The 21,536-nt window shown below is 70.3% G+C and carries 21 protein-coding genes; 7 read left to right on the top strand and 14 right to left on the bottom strand.

Annotation, left to right across the window (positions count from 1 at the left end):
• Positions 1–32: 32 nt before the first annotated feature.
• From ACYVF7_RS38650 to ACYVF7_RS38630, 5 genes are all read right to left on the bottom strand, one after another.
• Positions 33–1,046 carry a sugar phosphate isomerase/epimerase family protein gene (locus ACYVF7_RS38650; protein WP_460350510.1) on the bottom strand — a complete coding sequence of 338 codons (1,014 nt, stop codon included), beginning with the start codon at positions 1,044–1,046 and terminating at the stop codon, positions 33–35.
• A gap of 88 nt (positions 1,047–1,134) precedes the next feature.
• Entirely contained in the window at positions 1,135–2,607 is a 1,473-nt protein-coding gene (locus ACYVF7_RS38645; protein ID WP_460350508.1) for an FGGY family carbohydrate kinase, read from the bottom strand.
• Positions 2,594–3,556, bottom strand: a complete 963-nt coding sequence (locus ACYVF7_RS38640) for a transketolase family protein (RefSeq protein WP_460350505.1) — start codon at positions 3,554–3,556, stop codon at positions 2,594–2,596. The genes ACYVF7_RS38645 and ACYVF7_RS38640 overlap by 14 nt, the downstream gene beginning before the upstream one ends.
• Positions 3,553–4,434: a transketolase gene (locus ACYVF7_RS38635; RefSeq protein ID WP_460350503.1), complete on the bottom strand. Its 882-nt coding sequence runs from the start codon at positions 4,432–4,434 to the stop codon at positions 3,553–3,555. Before ACYVF7_RS38635 ends, ACYVF7_RS38640 begins: the two co-directional genes overlap by 4 nt.
• A 392-nt stretch (positions 4,435–4,826) precedes the next feature.
• Positions 4,827–5,843 (bottom strand): sugar-binding transcriptional regulator, encoded by a 1,017-nt coding sequence (locus tag ACYVF7_RS38630; RefSeq protein WP_460350501.1) that lies wholly within the window; start codon positions 5,841–5,843, stop codon positions 4,827–4,829.
• A 297-nt stretch (positions 5,844–6,140) separates the two neighbouring features.
• Here ACYVF7_RS38630 and ACYVF7_RS38625 point away from each other — a divergent pair, with 297 nt between their 5' ends.
• The 4 genes from ACYVF7_RS38625 to ACYVF7_RS38610 all read left to right on the top strand — a co-directional run bounded on the left by ACYVF7_RS38625 (position 6,141) and on the right by ACYVF7_RS38610 (position 10,577).
• Positions 6,141–6,830, top strand: a complete 690-nt coding sequence (locus ACYVF7_RS38625) for a DUF2291 family protein (RefSeq protein WP_460350499.1) — start codon at positions 6,141–6,143, stop codon at positions 6,828–6,830.
• Positions 6,827–8,419 carry a sugar ABC transporter ATP-binding protein gene (locus ACYVF7_RS38620; RefSeq protein ID WP_460350497.1) on the top strand — a complete coding sequence of 531 codons (1,593 nt, stop codon included), beginning with the start codon at positions 6,827–6,829 and terminating at the stop codon, positions 8,417–8,419. Before ACYVF7_RS38625 ends, ACYVF7_RS38620 begins: the two co-directional genes overlap by 4 nt.
• Positions 8,420–8,495: 76 nt before the next feature.
• Positions 8,496–9,482, top strand: coding sequence for an ABC transporter permease (locus ACYVF7_RS38615; RefSeq protein ID WP_460350495.1), 987 nt, complete (start codon positions 8,496–8,498; stop codon positions 9,480–9,482).
• A gap of 99 nt (positions 9,483–9,581) precedes the next feature.
• Positions 9,582–10,577 (top strand): substrate-binding domain-containing protein, encoded by a 996-nt coding sequence (locus ACYVF7_RS38610; RefSeq protein ID WP_460350492.1) that lies wholly within the window; start codon positions 9,582–9,584, stop codon positions 10,575–10,577.
• Between the two features lie 144 nt (positions 10,578–10,721).
• Here the strand turns inward: ACYVF7_RS38610 and ACYVF7_RS38605 are convergent, their stop codons facing one another.
• From ACYVF7_RS38605 to ACYVF7_RS38565, 9 genes are all read right to left on the bottom strand, one after another.
• Positions 10,722–12,476, bottom strand: coding sequence for a glycoside hydrolase family 15 protein (locus ACYVF7_RS38605; RefSeq protein ID WP_460350490.1), 1,755 nt, complete (start codon positions 12,474–12,476; stop codon positions 10,722–10,724).
• 264 nt (positions 12,477–12,740) lie between these two features.
• Positions 12,741–12,950: a hypothetical protein gene (locus ACYVF7_RS38600; RefSeq protein ID WP_460350489.1), complete on the bottom strand. Its 210-nt coding sequence runs from the start codon at positions 12,948–12,950 to the stop codon at positions 12,741–12,743.
• The gene (locus tag ACYVF7_RS38595) at positions 12,928–13,422 is read right to left on the bottom strand and encodes a DUF5947 family protein (protein WP_460358354.1); all 495 of its coding nucleotides are present in this window, start codon (positions 13,420–13,422) and stop codon (positions 12,928–12,930) included. Before ACYVF7_RS38595 ends, ACYVF7_RS38600 begins: the two co-directional genes overlap by 23 nt.
• A gap of 106 nt (positions 13,423–13,528) precedes the next feature.
• Positions 13,529–14,122: a NifU family protein gene (locus ACYVF7_RS38590; protein WP_460350487.1), complete on the bottom strand. Its 594-nt coding sequence runs from the start codon at positions 14,120–14,122 to the stop codon at positions 13,529–13,531.
• Positions 14,115–15,911: a nickel-dependent hydrogenase large subunit gene (locus ACYVF7_RS38585; RefSeq protein WP_460350485.1), complete on the bottom strand. Its 1,797-nt coding sequence runs from the start codon at positions 15,909–15,911 to the stop codon at positions 14,115–14,117. Before ACYVF7_RS38585 ends, ACYVF7_RS38590 begins: the two co-directional genes overlap by 8 nt.
• A gap of 28 nt (positions 15,912–15,939) precedes the next feature.
• A complete protein-coding gene (locus ACYVF7_RS38580) occupies positions 15,940–17,007 on the bottom strand; it encodes an NADH-quinone oxidoreductase subunit B family protein (protein WP_460350483.1) in 1,068 nt (355 codons plus the stop codon).
• Between the two features lie 97 nt (positions 17,008–17,104).
• Positions 17,105–17,461: a hydrogenase maturation nickel metallochaperone HypA/HybF gene (locus ACYVF7_RS38575; RefSeq protein WP_460350481.1), complete on the bottom strand. Its 357-nt coding sequence runs from the start codon at positions 17,459–17,461 to the stop codon at positions 17,105–17,107.
• The gene (locus tag ACYVF7_RS38570; RefSeq protein WP_460350479.1) at positions 17,416–18,096 is read right to left on the bottom strand and encodes a hydrogenase maturation protease; all 681 of its coding nucleotides are present in this window, start codon (positions 18,094–18,096) and stop codon (positions 17,416–17,418) included. The genes ACYVF7_RS38575 and ACYVF7_RS38570 overlap by 46 nt, the downstream gene beginning before the upstream one ends.
• Positions 18,035–19,504, bottom strand: a complete 1,470-nt coding sequence (locus ACYVF7_RS38565; RefSeq protein ID WP_460350477.1) for a hypothetical protein — start codon at positions 19,502–19,504, stop codon at positions 18,035–18,037. The genes ACYVF7_RS38570 and ACYVF7_RS38565 overlap by 62 nt, the downstream gene beginning before the upstream one ends.
• A gap of 257 nt (positions 19,505–19,761) precedes the next feature.
• Between ACYVF7_RS38565 and ACYVF7_RS38560 the strand changes: the two genes are divergently transcribed.
• Genes ACYVF7_RS38560 through ACYVF7_RS38550 form a run of 3 tightly spaced genes read left to right on the top strand, consistent with a single transcriptional unit; the run spans position 19,762 to position 21,526 of the window.
• Entirely contained in the window at positions 19,762–20,187 is a 426-nt protein-coding gene (locus ACYVF7_RS38560) for a PadR family transcriptional regulator (protein WP_460350475.1), read from the top strand.
• On the top strand, positions 20,184–20,795 hold the full coding sequence (locus ACYVF7_RS38555) for a D-sedoheptulose-7-phosphate isomerase (protein ID WP_460350473.1): 612 nt from the start codon (positions 20,184–20,186) through the stop codon (positions 20,793–20,795). Before ACYVF7_RS38560 ends, ACYVF7_RS38555 begins: the two co-directional genes overlap by 4 nt.
• Positions 20,792–21,526: a D-sedoheptulose-7-phosphate isomerase gene (locus ACYVF7_RS38550; RefSeq protein ID WP_460350471.1), complete on the top strand. Its 735-nt coding sequence runs from the start codon at positions 20,792–20,794 to the stop codon at positions 21,524–21,526. Before ACYVF7_RS38555 ends, ACYVF7_RS38550 begins: the two co-directional genes overlap by 4 nt.
• Positions 21,527–21,536: the final 10 nt, after the last annotated feature.

The raw sequence follows: 21,536 nt of genomic DNA, 5'->3' as shown, positions 1-21,536 counted from the left end.
TCCGAGCGGCGGGCCATCGTCCGGTCATGGGCTCAGGTGCGCTGGGCGCCCAGCAGCGCGGCTCGCGCGATGCGCTGGGCGGCGAGGGCGTCCTGGCGGGCCTGAGCGTCGGCGAGAGCCTCGGTGTCGAGGATCTGCAGGGCCCGCCAGATGGTGCGCATCACCTCGATGCCGGCGCGGGCGGCCTCCACGGCGTTCTCCCGGAAGGGGAACTGGTCGAGCTGCCAGACACCCTGCCAGTCCGCCTGGACGAGCGTATGGAAGAACTCGAAGGTCTCCACGAGGTGGATCGAGCCGACGACCATGTCGTCGTCCCAGCCCCGGAAGTTGTCATTGACGTCGATGGCGTACAGCTTGTCCCGGGCCATGATCATCTGGGCCGCGTCGGCGGGTGACTCCAGCCCGTAGAGAGAGTGCCCGAAGTCCAGCAGGATGCCGACGTTGGGGACGTCCATCTCCTCGATGGCCAGCAGCGTGCGGGCGGCGGAGGAGAAGGTCATGCGGTTGCGGGGTTCGCGGGGTTTGTACTCGATGGCGAAGCGCAGGTCGGGGTGGCGCTGCGCCAGTTCGCGGACCGCCTCGATCGACATGGCCCACAGGGCCTTGTAGTCGGCCTGGAAAGGGTAGTCCCAGCCGTCCTGGCCAGGCCAGAGCTTGACGTAGTCGCCGCCGAGCCGGCGGGTGAGGTCGGCGGCCTGGCTCACCAGTTCGATGGCCTCACGCCGGATCTTCGGGTCGGGGTTGGTGAAGCCGCCCCGGCAGAAGGTGCGGGTGTAGATCTCCGGGGTGAGGGCGATGGCGCGCAGGTTGTTGGCCTTGAGAGCGTCCTCGACGGCGGCGATGTCCAGCTCGGCGGGGTTGAACGGGTAGTTGAGGTCGACGACCGAAAGGCTGCCGACCTCCCCGGCCCGGTCGATGGCCTCCAGGGTGGTGACCGGTGGTCCGTACCCGTCGGTGGCGTAGCGGTCACGGAACTGGCCGAAGTGCCACAGCCCGGCACCGTACAGCGGTTCAGAGGCGGGCCGGGCTGCTGGTGGGGTCGTCATGACGTGCCTCCTGGGGTTGAGGGAACCGTGGGCTTGGTCTACGGCGACCGGCCGGGGCCTGTGCGGCACCGACTGGCCGGGGCTTGTTCTATGCCGGCCGGTCGGTGGTGCGGGCGCGGGCCAGCGCCTGGTGCCATGCCGATCGCCGGCGCCCGCGCTCTTCGGAGCCGCCACGGGGCGTGAAGAGGCGGGCAGGTCGGTCGAAGTCCTCGAGTTCGGTCTGGGTCCACAGTCCGCCCGTGAGGCCGGCCAGGTGCGCGGCGCCGATCGCCGACAGGTCGCTGACCAGGGATTGACGGACGTGGCGCCCGCTGATGTCGGCCTGTATCTGCATGAGCGTCGGATTGGCGGCGGCGCCGCCGTCGGCCAGCAGAACCTCGCCTCGGCCGGCCGCCTCGACGACGTCTTCGACCTGGAAGGCGGTGGACTCCAGCGCCGCACGGGCGATCTGGGGAAGTCCCGTGGCCAATGTCATGCCGGCCAAAGTGGCCTGGGCATCGCTGTCCCACCAGGGGGCCCCGAGGCCGCCGAAAGCGGGCACGAGGTGCACGCCGTCGCTGCTCGCGCCATCGGCGAGGTCGGCCAGTTCCGCGGGCGTGCGGCCCACGGTGTCGGCGAGCCAGCGCAGGGTGGACCCGGTGGAGAGGATGTTGCCCTCGACCGCGTGCGCGATGGTGCCGGATTCGAGGCCGGTGCCCCAGGCGATGGTCCGGCACAGGCCGGTGCCCATCTCGCCGGTGTCGTGGCAGAGCGCCATGACCGATGAGCCGGTGCCGTACGTCGCCTTGACCCGGCCGGGCAGCCATCCGGCGTGGGCGAACAACGCGGCGTGCGAGTCACCGAGGACGGCGCCGACCGGCACACCGTCCGCGAGCGGCGGCAGGCCACGAACCACGGGAAACGGTCCGGTCGAGGGCACCACGCGGGGCAGCACCTGAGATGGGATGCCGAACAGTTCCAGCAGCCGCGGTTCCCACCGGCCGGTGCGCACGTCGAGCAGCTGCGTGCGGGAGGCGTTGCCGACCTCGATGACGTGCTCGCCGCCGAACCTGCTCAGCAGCCAGGAGTCGATGGTGCCCAGGCACAGGTCCCCGCGGATGGAGCGGCGCCGGTCGGGGTCGGCGTGATCGAGCAGCCAGGCCCCCTTGGTCGCCGAGAACATGGGGTCCAGGGGCAGCCCGGTGAGCTCCCACACCATCGCTCCGAAGCCATCGGCCACCAAGGCCGCGCATCGCGCGGTGGTGCGCCGGTCCTGCCAGCTGATGACGGGGCTGACCGGCTCGCCCGTGGAACGATCCCACAGCAGCATCGACTCGCGCTGATTGCTGATGCCCACCGCGGCGACGAGGGCGGGGTCGTGACCGTCCAGGCAGCGGCGGGTCGCGGCGATCACGCCGGCCCAGATCTCGGCCGGCGACTGCTCCACCCATCCGGGCCGGGGATGGGTCTGGGCCAGTGGTTCGGCCGCCCGGGCGAGCACGCGGCCGCGTCGATCGAGCAGGAGCGCCTTGGTCGAGCCGGTGCCCTGGTCGATGGCGAGGATCATCTCATCGCGGGCCATCGGCGACCAACTGCCGAGCCGCGGCGGCGATGCCGTCCGCGGTGAGACCGAAGTGGGAGAGGAGGAACTCGGTGCTGCCGGTCGGCGCGAAGGTGCGGGGCACGCCGAGGATCCTCATCCAGGTCGGCCGCCGCTGGCCGAGCAGGCCGGCCACCGCGGCGCCCAGCCCACCGGTGATCGTCGCCTCCTCGGCGGTGATGACGCCGCGGGTCTCCGCGGCCGCGCTCAGCACGGCCGCCTCGTCGAGCGGTTCGATGGAGGCCATATTGATCACTCGCAGCCCGATCCCTTCCTTTCTGAGCGTCGCGGCCGCGTCGATGGCCCGTGACACCATCGTGCCCACGGCGATCACGGTGACGTCGTCGCCTTCGGTCAGCTGCCGGGAACGGCCGAGCTCGAAGGTGATGTCGTCGGGATGGACCGCGGGGACGCCGAACCGGCCGATCCGCAGGAAACTCGGGCCGTCGTGGGCGGCGGCCCAGCGCAGCGCGGCCCGCGTCTCGGCGGGGTCGGCAGGGACGATCACAGGCAGGTCGGCGACCGCCCGGATCCACGATAGGTCCTCGATGGAGTGATGGGTGGGGCCCAGCTCCCCGTACGCCATCCCGGGGCTCTGCCCGCACAGCACGACGCGGGCGTGGCTGTAGGCGATGTCGGCCTTGATCTGTTCCAGCGCGCGGCCGGTCAGGAAGGGCGCGGCGGCGGTGACGAAGGGCAGCAGACCGCCGTTGGCCAGGCCGGCGGCGACGCCGACCATGTCCTGTTCCGCGATGCCGACGTTGATCAGCCTGTCGGGGAACTCCTCCCGGAACTTCACCAGGTTGCTGGATCCGACCGAGTCGTTGCAGACCACGACGACTCGTTCATCGGCCCGGGCAAGGGCGATCAGTTCCTCGGCGAAGGCCTTTCTGCAGTCGAACAGGGGCACGGCCGCGACGGTGTCGGTCATCGGGCGAGCTCCTCGTACGCCGTGGCGGCCTGCTCCTGCGAGGGGACCTTGTGATGCCATTCGACGCGGTCTTCCATGAAGGACACGCCTTTGCCTTTCGTGGTGTGGGCGATGACGCAGACCGGTCGCTCGCCTGCGGCGGGCGCGAAAGCGGTCAGCAGCTCGCGGTGGTCATGACCGTCACATTGGCGGACCTCCCAGCCGAAGCTGATCCACTTGTCCGCCAGCGGCTCCAGCCGCGTGGTCTCCTCGGTACGGGCGCCCTGCTGCAGCATGTTGCGGTCGACGACCGCGGTGAGGGCCGAGAGTTCGTGGTGGCCGGCGGTCATCGCCGCCTCCCAGTTGCTGCCCTCCTGCAACTCTCCGTCGCCCAGGACGACGAAGGTGCGGCTGCGGGATCCGGAGAGCCTGCTCGCCAGCGCCGCACCGACCGCTACGGGAAACCCGTGGCCGAGCGGGCCGGTGTTGGTCTCCACCCCGGGCACCTTGGTGCGGTTGGGATGGCCGTTGAGCGGCGACAGCGGCCCGGCGAACGTCTTCAGGGCCGACTCCGGAAAGAAACCGCACTGGGCAAGGACCGCGTAGAGCGCGCCGGCGGTGTGCCCCTTGCTGAGAATCAACCGGTCCCGATCGGCTGCCAGCGGATCACGGGGATCGATCGACAGCACGGCCCCGTACAGGGTGACCAGGATGTCGATGACCGAGAAGTCGCTACCGATGTGCCCGAGCCCGGCCTGCCGGATCATGGCGAGATCGGCCTGGCGCACCTGGCGGGCGAGTTCGGCGAGCGTCGCGGGGACGTCGGCGATGTCACCGTCGGCGAGCCGCCGCCGTAGTCGCAGATAGCGCTCTGCCTGGGCGTCATCACTGGTCAGCATGTGGTCCCTTCCCCTTCAGGTGCCATCTCCGCGCGGTACGCACGCCCGACGGCCGAAGCGCGATCGCTGGATCACGGCCGGCCCGACTCTCGTACGCGGCCGCGTCCTGCCGGTCCGCCGCAGGGAACGCCGTAGTCCGCTTCGGACCGGCGACGCGGCGTGCTCAGCGGTCCTCCGCGTCTGGCACCCGGTGTTATATATTCAACCACGACTAGCAATACACTATGGCGACATGATCAGAGTGTCAACGGTGCCGTGGCAGGGGAGAGGTGCGGCCGGGCCGGCGATCGCCTGTCGGTGTACGGCCGGGACGGGAGTGTGATCTAACGGCGCGGACCGGTCGCCGCAGCGGCCTTCATGCCGTCCGCTGCGGTCCTACCGGCGGCCGTGGGTCACCCGGTGGGCTGGAGACTGGACGGGGTGGCGGGGGTGGCCAGCCACTGGGCCGTCTGCAGGTCGGTGATCAAGACGTTGATCCAGCCGCCGAGCAGGGCGGCCTGGATGGCGGTGTGCTTACGGGCGCCGCCGGCGACGCCGACCCGGCGGGGGACTCGGCGCAGGGTTTCAGCGGTGATGCCGAGGACCCGCTCATCGAGGGTGGTCCGCAGATGCTCGCCGCGCTCGTCGAAGAACCGCATGCACACGTCGCCGACGGCTCCGGCGGCGTGCAGCTCGGGAAGCTCGCTCTCGGCGAAGGCATTGCCGCTTTCGCGGAGCAGCGGGGAAGGTTTGATGCTGCCGATGCCCACGAGCGCCGTGGTGAGGTCTTCGCAGGCCGCCAGCGCCGATTCGATGTTGGGATCGGTGACGATCATCTGCCGCACGTCGCCCGATGCCAGGAGACCCGGGGCGGGCAGGAACACCGGGGTGGCGCCGGTCAGCTGGGCCAGCCGCCCGGTGATGCGGGTGGCCTGCGTCTGCGCGGTCACGTTGCCGACGCCGCCGAGCATCTGGACGACCCTGTCGGCGACCGGCGTCGGCCGGGGACTCATCGACTCCACCGTGGCCAGCAGTGTCGAGCTCCATGACGACACCCCGATGCGCTCGTCGCCCATCAGCGTGGTCTCCAGATACGCCGCCGCGGCCGAGCCGAGTGCCGGCATCACCTGATGCTCGTCCGCCTGGTCATCGGTGTCGACGACGACGATCTCGCTGAGGCCGTACCGCTCCTCGAGCTGTTCCTCGATGTCGGCGTGGACGCCGCGGGGCGTGACGACGGTGGTGCGGACGATACCCAGGTTGACCGCTCGCTTGAGGAGCCGCGACACGCGCGGCTGGGAGATGTGCAACTGCTCGGCGATCTGCGGCTGACGCATCCCACGCTCGTGGTACATCCGCGCGACCTTGGTCAACAGCCGGATCTGATCCGACGGGATGTCGCTCAGGCTCATCGCCCCGGGACCATCCATGATGCCTAGCGCTCCTCTGTCCACGTTCTCGGCCGACCGCATCGTCATCGCTGCGGGCCCGCGGCGGTCGATCCCCCGCTCGATGTCACAGACGGCTCGCGCCCGGCGTGTCTCGCCCGCGTACAACAGTGCCCGCCGCCACTCGCGCGGTACGAGAATACCCATTCAACCCCTACTGATCAGTGCTGGCGCACCGCCGGGTGATCCGTCCATGGTTGACACCAGATTTCGGCTACGTTAATTTCGGCATAGACAACGTCTTTTGAATAGATATTCAGATTCGTCAAGGGTAGGGCCATGGCTCACACAGCGAGAACCCGGCTCGGCAGGTCGTACCGCAGACTCCTCCTTCCTGTCCTGGCGTCCGTGCTGGTCGGCTCGCTGGCGGCGTGTTCCGGGGTTCCCGGCGTCTATGTCGTGGAGAAGACCGGTGGTTCGGCCGCCGCGGCGGGCGGCGGCAAGAAGTTCGACGCGACCTCCTACGCCAACGGCATCTGGGCCACCAAGGTCGTGCCGGCCGCACAGAAGGGCGCCGTCGACGCGGCCACCCTCCTGCCGGCACTACGAGCCGACCAGAAAGCGGCGGGCGCCCGTTACGGCAGGCAGGCCGGGGCTGGATCCCCCTACTCCTTCATGATCAAGGGTACGGGCACGGTAATCGCCGTGAACAGCGCGAGCGCGGTCGGAAGCGTCCAAGTCGACGTTCCCGGCGTCGGCAAGACCGACGTCAACCTGGCCGTCGGGCCCGCCTTCGTCGGCACCGCCGTACGTGACGCCGTCGGCTTCATCGACTTCAGCCAGTTCACCAACCAGATCGATTACGCCGACGCGGCAACCGCGCTCAACGCCAAGGTCAAGACGGCGGTCGTGGGCCCCGTGGACCTGAAATCGATCAAGGGGAAGAAGGTCACCTTCACCGGGGCTTTCCAACTGCTCGCGACCTCCAGCGTCATGATCACGCCCATCACCCTGGAGGTGGCGTCGTGACCGAGCCTGCGCCCTCGGCTGAGACGTCGGCCGGCCCCCGGCCCGGCGCCCCGGAGGCGACTCCCGGCACGTCGGCGCCGACGGCCTTGGTGGCCGAGGAGATCACCAAGTCCTACGGCGGTGTGCACGCGCTGCGCGGCGTGACGTTCAAAGCCCGTACCGGCGCGGTGAACGTACTGGTGGGGGAGAACGGGGCGGGCAAGTCGACGCTGATGAAGATCCTCAGCGGCGCCGAGCAGCCGACCGGCGGCCGGATCCTGCTGGACGGGGAGCCGGTGGAGTTCCCCACACCTCGCGAGGCCCTGGCCCACGGTATCGGGATCATTCATCAGGAACTCAGCCTGTTTCCCAACCTCAGCGTCGCCGACAACATCTTCGCCGGGCGCGAGCTGCACAACCGGGCGCATCTGACCAGCGTCGCCGAGCAGCGCCGGCAGGCGAGAGCCGCCCTCGCGCGGCTGCGGCAGGACATCGACCCCGACACACTGGTGGGCGACCTGCCGATCGGTACGCAGCAACTGGTCGAGATCGCCCGGGTGCTGTCCCAGGACGTGCGAATCCTGATCATGGACGAGCCGACGTCCGCGCTGAGCAATGCCGAAGTCGACGTGCTGTTCGAGGTGATGGACGACCTGCGGGAGCAGAACGTCACGGTCATCTATATCTCCCACAAGCTGGAGGAGTTCCGGCGGATCGGCGACTACGTCACCGTCCTGCGCGACGGGGCGCTGGTGGCCGAGGCGTCGATGGATCAGACCGACACCGCCTGGATCGTCCAGCAGATGGTCGGCCGTTCCCAGGACAGCTTGTTCACGCGTTCGGCCAGCCGGACCGGTGACGTGCTGCTCGCCGTCGAGAACCTGTCCGTGCCCGGCAAACCGACGCCGCTGGTCGACGATGTCAGCTTCACCGTCAAAGCCGGAGAGATCGTCGGCATCTACGGGCTCATGGGCGCAGGCCGTACCGAACTCATGGAGGCCCTGATCGGCATGCGCCACCACACCGGGACGGTCCAGGTGGACGGGCGGCGGGCCGTGGGCGAAAGAGTCTCCGGCCGGTTGGCGCTGGGCCTGGCGCTGGTCCCGGAGGACCGCCAGCGCGATGGACTCGTCCAGGCATTGTCGGTCCGCGCGAACCTGCTGCTGTCCACGCTGAACACCCTCACCCGGCATCTGCTTCTCTCCCCGGCGCGTGAACGCCGGGTGGCGACCGGACAGGTCACGGACCTGCAGATCAAGGTGCCCGGTGTCGACGCCCAGGTCACCCAGCTCAGCGGCGGCAATCAGCAGAAGGTGGTCCTGGGACGCGCGCTGCGGACCGACCCCAAGGTCCTGCTGCTGGACGAGCCGACCCGCGGCGTCGACATCGGCGCGAAGACCGAGATCTTCCGCATCATGAGCGACCTGGCCGACAAGGGCCTGGGCGTGTTGTTCGTCAGTTCGGAGCTGGCCGAGGTGATGGGCATGTCCGACCGGATCCTCGTCATGGCCCGTGGCCGTATCACCGCCGACCTGCCCCGCGGCGAGGCCACCGAGGAAGCGCTCGTCAACGCCTCCGCCTCCACCACCGTCATGAAGGTGAGCCCATGAGCACCAGCACGGAACCCGAAGCCAAGGGCGGCGCGGCGGCCGCGCCGGCCGTGTCGGCAGCGGCACACGACTGGCGATGATCCTCCTGCAGGGCCGGACGCTGATCGTTCTCGTCGCCCTGGTGATCATGTTCAGCCTGATCTCCAGCGACTACCTGACCACCAGCAACCTGCTGCTGATGAGCAAGCACGTGTCCATCACCGCGTTGCTCGCCATCGGTGTCACCTTCGTCATCCTCACCGGCGGCATCGACCTGTCGGTCGGCTCCATCTCCGGACTGGCTGGCATGATCTCCGGCGGGCTGCTGTTCGAGGGCTTGAAACTGCCCGGCGGCGACACCGTCTGGTTCTCCACCGTCATGGTGATCGTCATCGGAATCCTGATCGGCGCCGCGGTCGGAGCGATCAACGGTCTGCTCGTCACCAAGCTCAAGGTCGCCCCCTTCATCGCCACCCTCGGCGTCCTGTACGCCGCCCGCGGGCTGGCCGACCTGCGCAGCAAGGGCGGCACCTTTCCCAATCTCGCCGGGACGCCCACACGGCACAACACCGGCTTCAACGTCCTGGGCGGTAAGAGCTGGATCGGAGTGCCCGTCGCCATCTGGATCATGATCGTCGTCGCCGCATTGGCGATCATCGTGACCACCCGGACGCCGTTCGGCCGCCGCGTCTACGCCGTCGGCGGCAACGAACGCGCCGCCGAGCTGGCCGGCATCCGCACCTCCCGCATCAAGATCGCCGTCTACATCATCTCCGGGGCATGCGCGGCGCTGGCCGGACTCATCCTCACCTCCGAACTCGGCGCGGCCTACCCCGACACCGCCACCACGTACGAACTGAACGCCATCGCCGCGGCCGTCCTCGGCGGCACCGCGCTGGCGGGCGGCAAGGGCAGCATCATCGGCACCCTCGTCGGCGCGTTCGTCATCGGCTTCCTCAGCGATGGCCTCGTCCTGGTCGGCGTCTCCAGCTTCTGGCAGCTCGTCGTCAAGGGCACCGTCATCGTGCTGGCCGTCGTCCTGGAGCAGACCCAGGAACGGGTCAAAACCCGCATGACCACCTAGCAGAGCTCCTCCACACACCACCTCTCACATCCGACGTCGCTCCGCGCTGCCGGTTTCGCCCCCATCCCCACGTCATGCGCCTGAAAGGAAGGCCCGACTGTGCACCGTCTCCCCAGCCGCCGGCCCATCATCGGCTTCGCCGCCGTCACCGTGGCCGCCGCCATCAGCCTCACCGCCTGCGGCGGCGGATCCAAGTCCTCCGCGAGCGGCAAGTCCGCCGGCGGTGGCGGATCGAAACTGATCGTGATCATCACGCCGTCACCCGACAACGTGTTCTTCAAGGCCGAGCAGCAGTCCGCCGACGCCGAAGCCAAGAGGCTCGGCTACACCACCCTGGTGCTCAGCCACGACGACGATCCGACCAAGCAGAGCCAGGCGATCGACACCGCCATCTCCCGCAAGGCCGCGGCCATCATCCTCGACAACGCCGGGGCCGACTCCACGGTCACCGCACTGCAGAAGGCCGGCAGCGCCAAGATCCCCAGCTTCCTCATCGACCGCGAGATCAACTCCACCGGGGTCGCCAAGGCCCAGATCGTCTCCAACAACTCCCAGGGCGCGACCCTCGGCGGGCAGGAGTTCGCCAAGGACATGGGCCAATCCGGGGAGTACTTCGAGCTGACCGGTAAGGAGACCGACACCAACGCCGGCGTCCGGTCCAAGGGCTACCACTCCGTGCTGGACCAGTTCCCGAAGATGAAGATGGTCGCCCAGCAGAGCGCCAACTGGGACCAGACCGAGGCGCTGCAGAAGGTGCAGACCATGCTGCAGGCCCACCCCAACGTCAAGGGCATCATCGCCGGCAACGACACCATGGCGCTGGGCGCCTGGGCCGCGCTGCAGGCCGCGAAGAAGACCAACGTGATCGTCACCGGCTTCGACGGCAGCCCCGACGTGGTCTCGTCCGTCCTCAAGGACGGCATCAAGGCCACCGTCCTGCAGCCTGCGGCGAAGATCTCCCAGATGGCCGTCGACCAGGCCGACAAATACATCAGGACGGGCTCCACGGGCCAGCCTGAGAAGCAGTCCGTCGACTGCGTCCTGGTCAATAAGGACAACGCGTCGAAGGTCAGTGATTTCGCGCTCGGTTCATGACGCGACGCGGCCCGGCCGGGTGCCCGGCCGGGGTCGCGGCACCGCCCCTCATCGGGTGGGCGCCGGCTCATCGCACCCGCGCGAACGGCGCCGCCGGCCGGTGGTTGCACCTTCGACGCCGTCCGCCCGGCAGCCGCCGGGTGTTCACGGTGAGTCGACGGCGAGCCGTGCCGCCGCCTCGAGGAACACCGCGTGGACGAATGCCTGCGGCAGGTTGGCGCGGAGCTGACGCTGGCGCGTGTCGTACTCCTCGGTGAACAGGCCGGTGGTGCTGCAGCCGGACCTGATGCGTTCGAACCGGCGTGCGGCCCGCGGGATGTCGCCCTGGTGGTGTTCGGCGAGAGCGAGGAAGAACCCGCAGAGCATGAAGGCCCCCTCGGCGTCGCCGAGCGGGCGCTCGTCGATCGCGTACCGGTAGACGAATCCGTCTTCGACCAGGCGTTCGCGGACGGCTTCCAGGGTGGCGACGGTGCGGGGATCGTCCGCGGGAAGGGCACCTCTGATCGGCGGGACCAGCAACGACGCGTCGATCCGGTCGTCGTCGGGCGCGCGGCGCCAGTGCCCGGCGGGGCTGAGGCTCGTGCGGGTGGTCTCGGCGAGGATCGTCTCGGCCAGGGCGAGCCATGCCGGCCGCTCGGGCGGTGCCGCGATGGTCGCCGCGGCCGCGCGCAGGCCGCCGACGCAGGCGAGCCGTGACTGGGTCCAGCATCGGTCATCGGTCTCCCAGATCCCGGCGTCGGGGTGACGCCAGCGCGTGGCGATGACGTCGACGGCGACGCGTGCGGCACGGGCCGCCTCCTGCGGCAACCGGTCGATCCGGGCGGCGGTGGCGAAGAGGTGGAGAGCCTCTCCGACGGCGTCCAGCTGGAACTGGTCGTTGACGTGATTGCCGGTGATGAGCCGGGAACCGGGATACCCCGGGAGGTCGCGGTGTTCCTCATCGGGGACGGCGTCGCCGGTGACCGTATAGGCGGGTTTGAGGTGGTCGCCATCGGCCAGCAGACGCTCGGCCACGAACCCGGTGGCGGCGTCCAGCAACTCCGGCCGGGCACCGTGGACGGCGACGGCCTGGCCGGCGTAGCACTGATCACGGATCCAGGCGTACCGGTAGTCGTAGTTGCGGTCGTACCCCATCCGCTCGGGCAGCGACGTGGTGGCCGCGGCGGCCATTCCGCCGCAGCCGCTGGTGAGACCGGTCAGCACCGCGTAGGCGAGCTGGGCGTCGCGAGGTGCGATGGTGTCCGCACAGGCCGGTACGCGGGCGGGCCAGTCGGCCTCGGTGGCCGCCCACAGGTCGTGCGGGGAGAGCGACCCGTCGGGACGGCCGGTGGTCAGCTCCAGCACCAGGTCGTGGGACTGACCTTCGGGAAGATCCACGATCAGCAGCAGGCCGTCATCGTCACACTCGGCCTTCGCGGCTCCGGCCCAGCGCATGCGGACGGACCCGCTGCGAGCCGTCCAGACGCCGTCCTCGAGTCGCAGCCCGGTCATCGTGTGCTTCCCGAAGCCGCCGTGCAGATCGAGGTGTACCCGCACGCGAGCGGGGCCCCGGGTGGCGTGGATCCGGCGGAGCAGGACGGCGCGGTCACGACGCGCCGGGCGGAGCAGGGCCTCCCGGGATTCCACGGTGCCGGCACGGGTGACCCAGCGGCTTCGCCAGATCAGGCTGCGATCCTCGTAGTAGCCGCCCCAGACGCGCCACTCGTCGACCGGCTGGACGATGTAGCGGCCCCGCCCGCCGACCAGCCCGCTGAAGACCGCCGGTGACTCCCAGGAGGGGAAGCACATCCATGCCACGTCCCCTTCCGGGCCGATCAGGGCTCCGCGTTCGCCGTCGGCGACGACGGCGTACTCCCGCAGGACGTGCGGAAGGGATTGTTCGGCGTACGCAGTGGCCATGCCAGCGGTGATTTCCTCGATCGCCCGTCATATGCACCGCTCCAACGGATCCGGTCGATCACCGGATGACGCGTCAGCGGCCCGCGCGGGAGGGCGACGCCGTCTCGCGGCGCCGCCCCCTCGGGGCGCCCATCGGTGTCACATGCGCCAGATCCTGATCTCGCGTCTGAGCGCGGGGTACTCCCGGACGGCCACGACGACGACACCGGTGATCGCCGCGCCGATCAGCACCTTCTTGATCATGATGGTCTCCTCTGATCGGTCTCAGCCCGGTGGCAGGTTGGGCATGATCTTGAGGATCGCGTTGTGCCTCCTCGGCCTGACCCCCGTGGAGCGGCGCGCGTCGGCGGTGCCGTCCCTGCGGTGACCGATCTGCCTGCTGAGCTTCCGCTTCGCGTTGCCCTCCCGTATGCCGCGCACGTGGGCCGGGGTGTCCGGCCTGACGTCCGGCTTACCGATCCGGATCCGTCCCATGGCACCTCCTCAGCTCATCGAAGAACAGCTCGATCTCGGTCCATACCAGCTCACCGCCCGACATACCCGTCCAGTGCCGGCGCACGATCGCGACCAGGCGGTAGCAGTCGTCGATGGGGACCAGCCAGGCCTCCGAGCATCCCCGGGCGGTGTTGACGAGGACCGCCTCGACGTCGGCCGCCAGGGACGTCAACGGCCCGATGCCCTCGACGGCGGACCGCCACCGGGGTGGGTCGACCTCCCACCGCGTCGCGCCGGCCGGGCTCGGATAGTGCGCGCTGACGCGGCCGTCCGGACGCCGTACGAAGAACGCCAGCCCGACCGGGACGCCCACCGTCGCCGGTGCGAACGCGGGAAGCGGGACGCGGCGGTCGGGGATCAGCCGGAAGTGCCCATCGCCGGCCTCGTCCCGCTGGAAGAGCACCGAGCACGCGTAGCAGACGCATCGCGGCTCGTCCGCCTGGAGATCCAGCAGGTGCCGGTGGTTCTCCGCGATCGGCCGGGAGCACAGTTCGCACGGCTGCCCGGGCCGGCCGCCGTCGCACGGTCGACCACCCGCCGCAGCGCGCCCGTGCCCTTCACGCCGTCCGGTCCGGAATCCGGTCGGCCGGCCGGCGCAGCAGGGACTCGGCGGGGATCACCGCCGGGGCGCGCTCGACGGGCGTGACCTCGACCCGCCGCAGCTCGGGGGCCACGGCGAGCACGGCGTCGGCGATGGCCCCTTCGGCCGCAGCCGCCGACGACGCGCAGCCCCGGCCCCCGGACCAGCGAAGACGCGCGACGTCGCCGGTGATCTCGGCCAGTTCGACCGTGCCGCCGCCTGCTCGAAGGGCGTCGTCGAGCACTCGCGCGACGCGTTCCTCGACCGGCTGCGGGTGGATGCCGTGCAGGATGAGGAGGTGGTGCACCAGCTCGTCCCGGGTCAGCGCCGAGGCGAGCTCCGGCAGCCCGCCGACCAGGGCCGTCATGCGGGCGAGCGCGGTGCCGTACACCTCCGTGAGGGCTTCGACCGCCTGCGCCGCGGTCTCGGCGACGGGCCCGGTGGCCTGCTCGAGCCGCTCGAGAAGGCCGTCGAGGCGGACGAGCCGGTCCTCGACCTCGTCCTCCGGCAGGCCGCCGACCGGCGGGTCGGTCCGGTCCTCGGACGGGCGGGTGGCCGGCGGGTCAGCCATGGCTTGCTCCGAACGTCGGCGAGTGGAGTTTCTTCAGCACGGTGCCGTTGCCGAGGTACATGTGGACGCCGCAGGGCAGGCAGGGATCGAAGCTGCGGACGGCGCGCATGATGTCGACGCCCTTGAAGTCGTCCGGGCCGTTCTCCTCGAAGATCGGCATGTCCTGGACGGCGTCCTCGTACGGGCCGGGAACGCCGTGGATGTCACGAGGACTGGCGTTCCACGGGGTCGGCGGATACGGGTGGTAGTTGGCGATCTTCTTGTCCTTGATGACGAGGTGGTGGGACAGCACGCCGCGCACCGCCTCGTGGAACCCGCAGCCGATGCCCTCGTCCGGGACCGTGAAGTCCTGGAAGACCTTGACGTCCCCGGCGCGGACGCGTTCCATGGCGCGCTCGAGGAAGTGCAGGGACATGGCGGCCGCGTAGGCGATGAAGTACGCCCGGGCGCGGTCCCGCTCGATCGCGTTGGACCACTGCGGGATCCGCCACTCCAGGGTCGTCTCCGGGAGCTTGTCGCCGCGGGGCAGGCTGATGCGCACGCTGGACCCGGTCGCCTTGACGTACGGCGTGTCGACCAGGCCGGCGAGCGCCGTGGTGTAGAGGCGGGCGAACGGCCCGCCGCCCGTGTCGAGGGCCAGGTTCTCACCGGTGCGCTTGTCGTACCAGCGCGGGCTCATCACCCAGCTGTACTTGTTCTCGAAGTCCCGCTTCTGCGGCACCGGGAGCGTCGTCTGGTTCCACGGGTGGCGCATGTCGACGGGGTTGCCCAGCGGATCGTGGGTGACGAACGGATCCTCGTTGACCCAGTCCTCGTAGTAGGAGCTGCCGAGCAGGATGCGGATGCCGAGGTTGATGTCGACGAGGTCGGTCGTGACCAGCTGACCGTCCACGACCACGCCGGGGGTGACGTTCATCGCCCGGCCCCAGCGGGTCATGTTCTCGTACCGGTAGTCGACGACATCGGGGTCCTGCCAGGCGCCCCAGCAACCGAGCAGGACACGCCTGCGCCCGACCTCCTCGTACCCGGGCAGGGCCTCGTAGAAGAAGTCGAAGACGTCGTCGTTCATCGCGACGGCCTGCTTGACGAAGTCGATGATCGAGACGAGGCGGCTCAGGTAGTCGGTGAACAGGCTCGGCTCGGGCATCGTCCCGACGCCACCCGGGTAGACGGTCGAGGGGTGGACGTGCCGCCCCTCCATCAGGCAGAACATCTCCCGGGTCGTGCGGCTGACCTGCAGCGCCTGCTTGTACACCTCGCCTTCGAACGGGTTGAAGGCCTCCATGATCTCGGCGATCGTCCGGTAGCCGTGGATCTCCGCGTTGGGCGCCTCCGTCCGCTGCGCCCGCTGCAGCACGCTCGGGTTGGTCGCCTTGACCATCGCCTCGCAGAAGTCGACGAAGACCAGGTTGTCCTGGAAGAGCGTGTGGTCGAACATGTACTCGGCGGCCTCGCCGAGGTTGATGATGTCCTCGCCGAGCGGCGGGGTCTTGATGCCGTACGCCATGTTCTGGGCGTACACCGAGCAGGTCGTGTGGTTGTCCCCGCAGATGCCGCAGATCCGGCTGGTGATGAAGCCGGCGTCGCGCGGATCCTTGCCCTTCATGAACACCGAGTAGCCGCGGAACAGCGACGAGGTGGCATGGCATTCGGCCACCCGCCGGTTCGCGAAGTCGATCTTCGTGTAGATGCCGAGGTTGCCGATGATCCGGGTGATCGGGTCCCAGGCCATCTCGACGAGCTGTTCGCCGGCGCGCTGCGGCGCTCGCGTCCGATCGGTCAGTGCCATCTGTCGGTCTCCTTCGCCCTGCGGCCGGTCACGGACGCCAGTGCGGGTCGAATCCGCTGGTCAGTTCGGGCTTGTTGTGGCGCCACTTGGGTTCGGTGTTCACCGTCTGGTTGGTGAAGCCGCGCAGCCGGCGGATGAACATGCCGTACGGCTTGTTGAGGGCCGAGGACAGCGATCCGCCCGGGGGCTCGTCCATGAACGGCATGAACTTGTCGGGGAAGCCAGGCATCGTGCAGCCGATGCAGATGCCGCCGACGTTGGGACAGCCGCCGATGCCGCCCATCCAGCCGCGCTTGGGCACGTCGCAGTTGACGACCGGTCCCCAGCAGCCGACCTTCACCTGGCACTTGGGAGAGTTGTAGTCCTTGGCGAAGTCGGCCTGCTCGTAGTAGCCGGCCCGGTCGCAACCCTCGTGGACCGTCTTGCCGAACAGCCACTGCGGGCGCAGCATCTTGTCCAGCGGAGGCGGGGGAGCGCTGCCCGCGGCGTGGTACAGCACCCAGGTCAGCGTCTCCATGAAGTTGTCGGGCTGGATCGGGCATCCGGGCACGTTGACGATCGGCAGCCCGCCGGTCGACGTGAAGTCCCAGCCGAGGTAGTCGGCCAGGCCCATGCATCCGGTCGGGTTGCCGGCCATCGCGTGGATGCCGCCGTACGTCGCGCAGGTTCCGGCCGCGACCACCGCCCAGGCCTTCGGGGCGAGGCGGTCGATCCACCAGTTCAGGGTGAGCGGCTCGCCGGTCTGCGGGTCGTTGCCGAAGGACGTCCAGTAGCCGTCGCCCTCGATGATGTTCTGGTTGGGCACCGATCCCTCGATGACGAGGATGAACGGCTCCAGCTCGCCGGCGGCCGCCGCGCGGAACGGCGCCAGGAACTGCTCGCCGCCCTGGGCCGGTGACAGGACCTTGTTGTGCAGGGTGACCCGGGGCAGTCCGGGGATGAGGCCGAGGGCGATGTCCTCGATCGGCGGTTGCGACGCGGCGGTCATCGCCACCGTGTCGCCGTCGCAGCTCATCCCCTCGGAGATCCACAGGATGTCGATGTGCTCGAAACCCGTGGTCGTGGGCTTCTCGGCGGTGTTCTGCTCGATGCTCATGTCCGGGGCCTCCCTTCCAGCCGGTCACGGAGTACGTCGTAGATCGCGGCGACCTGAGCCGCCGGCGCGGGCGGCCGGTCCGGCGCGTGGGCGTCCATCAGGGTCTCCTCTCCTCGGCCGGCTCGAAGGCGATCGACTCCAGCACGACCTCCTCGGCGTCCGCCGCGTCGACGTCGACGCCGCCGCACCGCGGGCACGCCGCGAGGACGAAGGCGTCGGTGGCCTCGTTGCGAGCGCCGCAGCCACGGCAGTGCACCGACGGCGGCCGGACGACGAGCTCGACGCTCGCCCCTTCCGCCACCGTCCCGGCCGCCGCCAGCCGGAAACCCTGGTCGACGACGTCCGGATCGACCGGGTGGCCGGCCACGGACACCCGTACGCCGGTCACCCGCCGCCCGCGGGCGCGGGCTACGGTCGCGTCGACGATCGCGTCGCACAGTCCCATCTCATGCATCGGCCGGTCGCCTCTCCGCCCTTCCGGGCTTCGCCGCTTCTTCGCACGCCAGCTCCGTCACGAGCGAGGCCGCGTCGTCCACGACGGCGCGCACCGGCTCGGACAGTCCCATCCGCTCCTCGATGACGGCCGCGGCAGCCCACGACGAGCACGCGGTCGACGTCGCCGCCGATGGCGCGGAGCAGCCCGAGGACGGCCTCCGGATTCATGCCGTGCCCGTCGAGAGCCGGGGGAGACGGCGGCTCCGGTGCGGACGTCGGGGCGGTCGGCGGATCCGAGGAGACCGGACCGATCGGCGGGTCTGAGGAGGCCAGGCCCGTCGGCAAGTCTGAGGAGGCCCGGCCGGTCGGCGGGTCTGAGGGGGCCGGGCAGGTCGGCGGATCGACCTCGAGGACGGCCAGCGTCCCCGGCGGGCCGTCGAGGGGAACGGCGTCGACCAGGATCAACGTGTCGACGCGGCCGTCGAGCAGCTCGTACACCAGGTGGACGCCCCGGATCCCGTAGTCGGTCACCTCCACCGTCGAGGGAAGCGCCGACGCGTCGATCCGGCCGACGACCTCGACGCCGAACCCGTCATCGCCGAGGAACACGTTGCCGATGCCCGCCACGAGCACCCGGCGGCCGGGCGCGCTCATTCGGTGCCTCCGGTGTCGGCGAGTGGTTCGATCTCGGCGGGGGAGAAGTAACGGAACCGCCCGTACCATCGGTCGAGCTCGGCCCCGGGATCGTTCTCCAGGGTGACGGCCAGCTGACGGGAGCCGTCCACGTCGAGGAGCACGGCCTCCACCCTGGCGGTCCGGCCCGCCAGGAACATGTCCTGCGGGTCGGAGCCCCGCCGCTGCGGCAGCAGGCGCACCCGGCTGCCCTTGGTGACACGCGGCCGGCCACGACGACGACGTCGGCGTCGGGGGGCAGGTCGGCCGCGTCGGGCGGGGTCCAGCGCGACGGAGGCGACGCGTCCTCGCCGGCCGTCGCGGAGGCAGGGCCGAGGGAACGGACGGCCCCGTGCAGGCGGGACATCACCTCCGGCGGCATCGCGTCGACCCGGTCGAGGATGGCCGCGGCGCGGGGATCGGTCGCGCGGGCCTCACGTTTCTCGGCGTCGGTGAGCGTCAGCGTGCGCAGCGAGAGGATCTCGTCGATCTCGGTGCCGTCGTGCAGGTCCCCGGGGCTCTCCGGAGCGATCGCCGGGTGGTCGTAGAGGAGGATCGGTGACGACAGCAGGAGGTCCCGCTCACCGGGCCGGCCGGCGAGCACGGGAAAGGTCCGGATGTTCGAACAGGCACGGGCCTCCGCCTCGGCCCAGCCCGGCGGGTCGAGCAGCGAGACGAACGACGCGTCGCACGCGGCCGCCAGGGTGTGCGCGGCGATCAGCGATCGCCGCAGCGCCTCGCCCCGGGGAGCGTCCGGCGGGGTCGTACGGTCGGTGTTCTCGACGCGCACGCGCAGCCGGACGAGCCGGGGTGCCGTGGGGCAGCGGACCGCGGAGACCGCCACCGCCGCGTCCACCGGCCACGACCGCGACACCGTCCGTCCCACCGGGCGGCCGGCGTCATCCGTGAGCGCCTCGAAATCCTCGCCACCGGGAGCGCCAAGGGCGAACCGCCGTTCGCCGTTCAGTGCCTCGCCGACGACGATCCGCGCGTCGAAGTCCCGGGGGATCGCCTCGTCGAAGGCGAGTTCGAGCCGGTCGCCGATCCGAAGGCGGTCGACCGTACGATGGCCGCCCTCCGGGCTTCGTTCCTCCACCGACCTGCTCCGGAGCTGCAGGAACCGGACGCGACACCAGACGGTGGCCTCGTCGCTCGCCTCGAGCAGGCACTCGGTCTGCTGCCACCATCCTTCGGCGGACCCGGCCACCCCCTCGTCGTCCACCCCCCGCGCCTCGGTCCAGGCCCGTGGCGTCAGCACGCCGAACTGCCAGCGGACCCGGTTCTTCGCCGACGAGCGGCGATACGGGTACAGCAGGTAGCCCTCGTAGAGGATCGCGTCGGCGACCGCGAGGGCGCGATCGAACGCAGCGGTGACCGGCTCGGCTGTCATGATCGCTGCTCCCTTCTCCGGCCGGTGGTCCCTCACACCGCGGAAAAGCGGCGTTAACCGGTATAAGGCACGAGCGCCACGTACGGTAAGTGATCCCTCCCTCTATGTGGTCTCGGCAGGTAGCCGCGGGGGTGTGCCTGTGCCCGCGCTCCGGAGGAAACGAGCGGCGGGCGTGGATGCGATCGCGATCATGTGGGTACTCCGGGTGATGGGGACATCGCTTTCCGTATCGAACGAGTCGATCCGCCGGGGGAGACATGGCACAGGCCGACCGGGCCCTGAGGCCGACGGCCCGCGCCGCGCACGCCGACCGTGTCGCGGCCCGGCCCGCCGGCGAACCCCGGAACTTCCTGCAGTGCTGCCTGCTCCTGCTCCTGCGGGAGCGGCCCGCGCACGGCTATGAGCTGCTCGAACGGCTCAAGCCCTTCGGCATCGCGGAGGGAGACCCGGGACACCTCTACCGCAGGCTCCGCTCACTCGAACGCCAGGGGATGCTGTGCTCGAAGTGGGAGGCCTCGGAAGCGGGACCGCGGCGGCGCACCTACCACCTCACCGAGCGCGGCGAAGCCCTCCTGGGCACCTGGGCCGGCGTCCTGGCCGAGACCCGCGCGCTTCTCGACTACTACCTGGTCCGTCACGCGTCGGTCTCCGCGCCGGCCGAGCCGGGAGGACAGAGGCGATGACGATCTCGGAGGACTCGGTCGCCGCGGCGTTCGCCCGCCGTACGGAACCGGCGGAGGCCCTCGCCGCGGAGGCGGAGCGCGTCGCCCGTGCGTGCCATGCCATGGCCGTACGGTTCCACCGGGGCGGCAAGATGATCGTCTTCGGCAACGGGGCACAGGCCACCGACGCGGCGCACATCGCGGTGGAGTTCGTCCATCCCGTCATCGTCGGCAAACGCGCCTTGCCGGCGCTGTCCCTCGCCGCCGACCCGAACGCCCTCACGGGTGTCACCCGCCGGGCGGGATTCGAGGAGACCTACGCGGTCGGCGTCCGACTGATGGGGGCGCCGGCCGACATCGCCGTCGGGCTGTCGGCGGACGGACGGTGCGAGAACGTCCGGCGGGGGCTGGCGGCCGCCCACGAGATGGGCCTGCTCACGGTCGCGCTCGTCGGCGGTGACGGCGGGCGGATCGCGGGCGCCCCGCCGATCGACCACACTCTCGTGATCCGCACGGACGATCCACGCGTCGTCAAGGAGATCAACGTCACCGCCTACCACATCCTCTGGGAGCTCGTACACGTCTTCCTCGAGCAGCCGGGGGTCCTCGAACCGGAGCCGGGCCGATGAGCGCGCACCCTTCGGATCCCGCCCTGGCGCGCCACGCCGACGGCAGTGCCTCGGCGGTAGGGACCGACATGCGGTCGCTCTATCCGGGGCTGTACGACGTCGGTGCGGACTTCGACGCGGTGCTCGCGGAGGTGACCCGGTCCACGGTCGAGAAGGCGCACGAGATCGTCGCGCTGCGAGCGGAGATGTGCCAGCGGAACGCCGGCCGGATCGCGGCGTGCGCGAGGGCGCTCGCCCGGTCGTTCGGGCAGGGCGGACGGCTGTTCGCGTTCGGCAACGGGGGGAGCAGCACCGACGGGCACGCGATCGTCGAGCTGTTCACCAACCCGGGGCCCGGGGCGTGTCCGCTGCCGGCGCTGGCGCTCACGAGCGACGTCGCGGTGCTCACCGCGCTCGGCAATGACGTCGCCTTCGAAGTGATCTTCGCGAGACAGCTGGCGGCCCTGGGCCGGGCCGGCGACGTCGCGGTCGGGCTGTCGACGAGCGGCGGATCGGCCGACATCGTCCACGCGCTGGAGGAGGCGCGGCGGCTCGGCATGGTGACCGTGGGCTTCGCCGGGTACGACGGCGGCCGGATGGCCGAGTGCGGTGCGGTCGACCACCTGTTCGTCGTGCCCTCCTCCTCGGTGCACCGGATCCAGGAGGCCCAGACGACCACGTACCAGGTCCTGTGGGAGCTCGTCCAGCAGGAGCTGAACGGCGGTACCGGGCGAGCGACACCGCCGCGATAGGGCCGTACGG

This window comes from Actinoallomurus acanthiterrae, assembly GCF_054775715.1.
The sequence above is the reverse complement of the archived record's forward strand: the minus strand, read 5'-3'. Positions and strand labels throughout refer to the sequence as shown.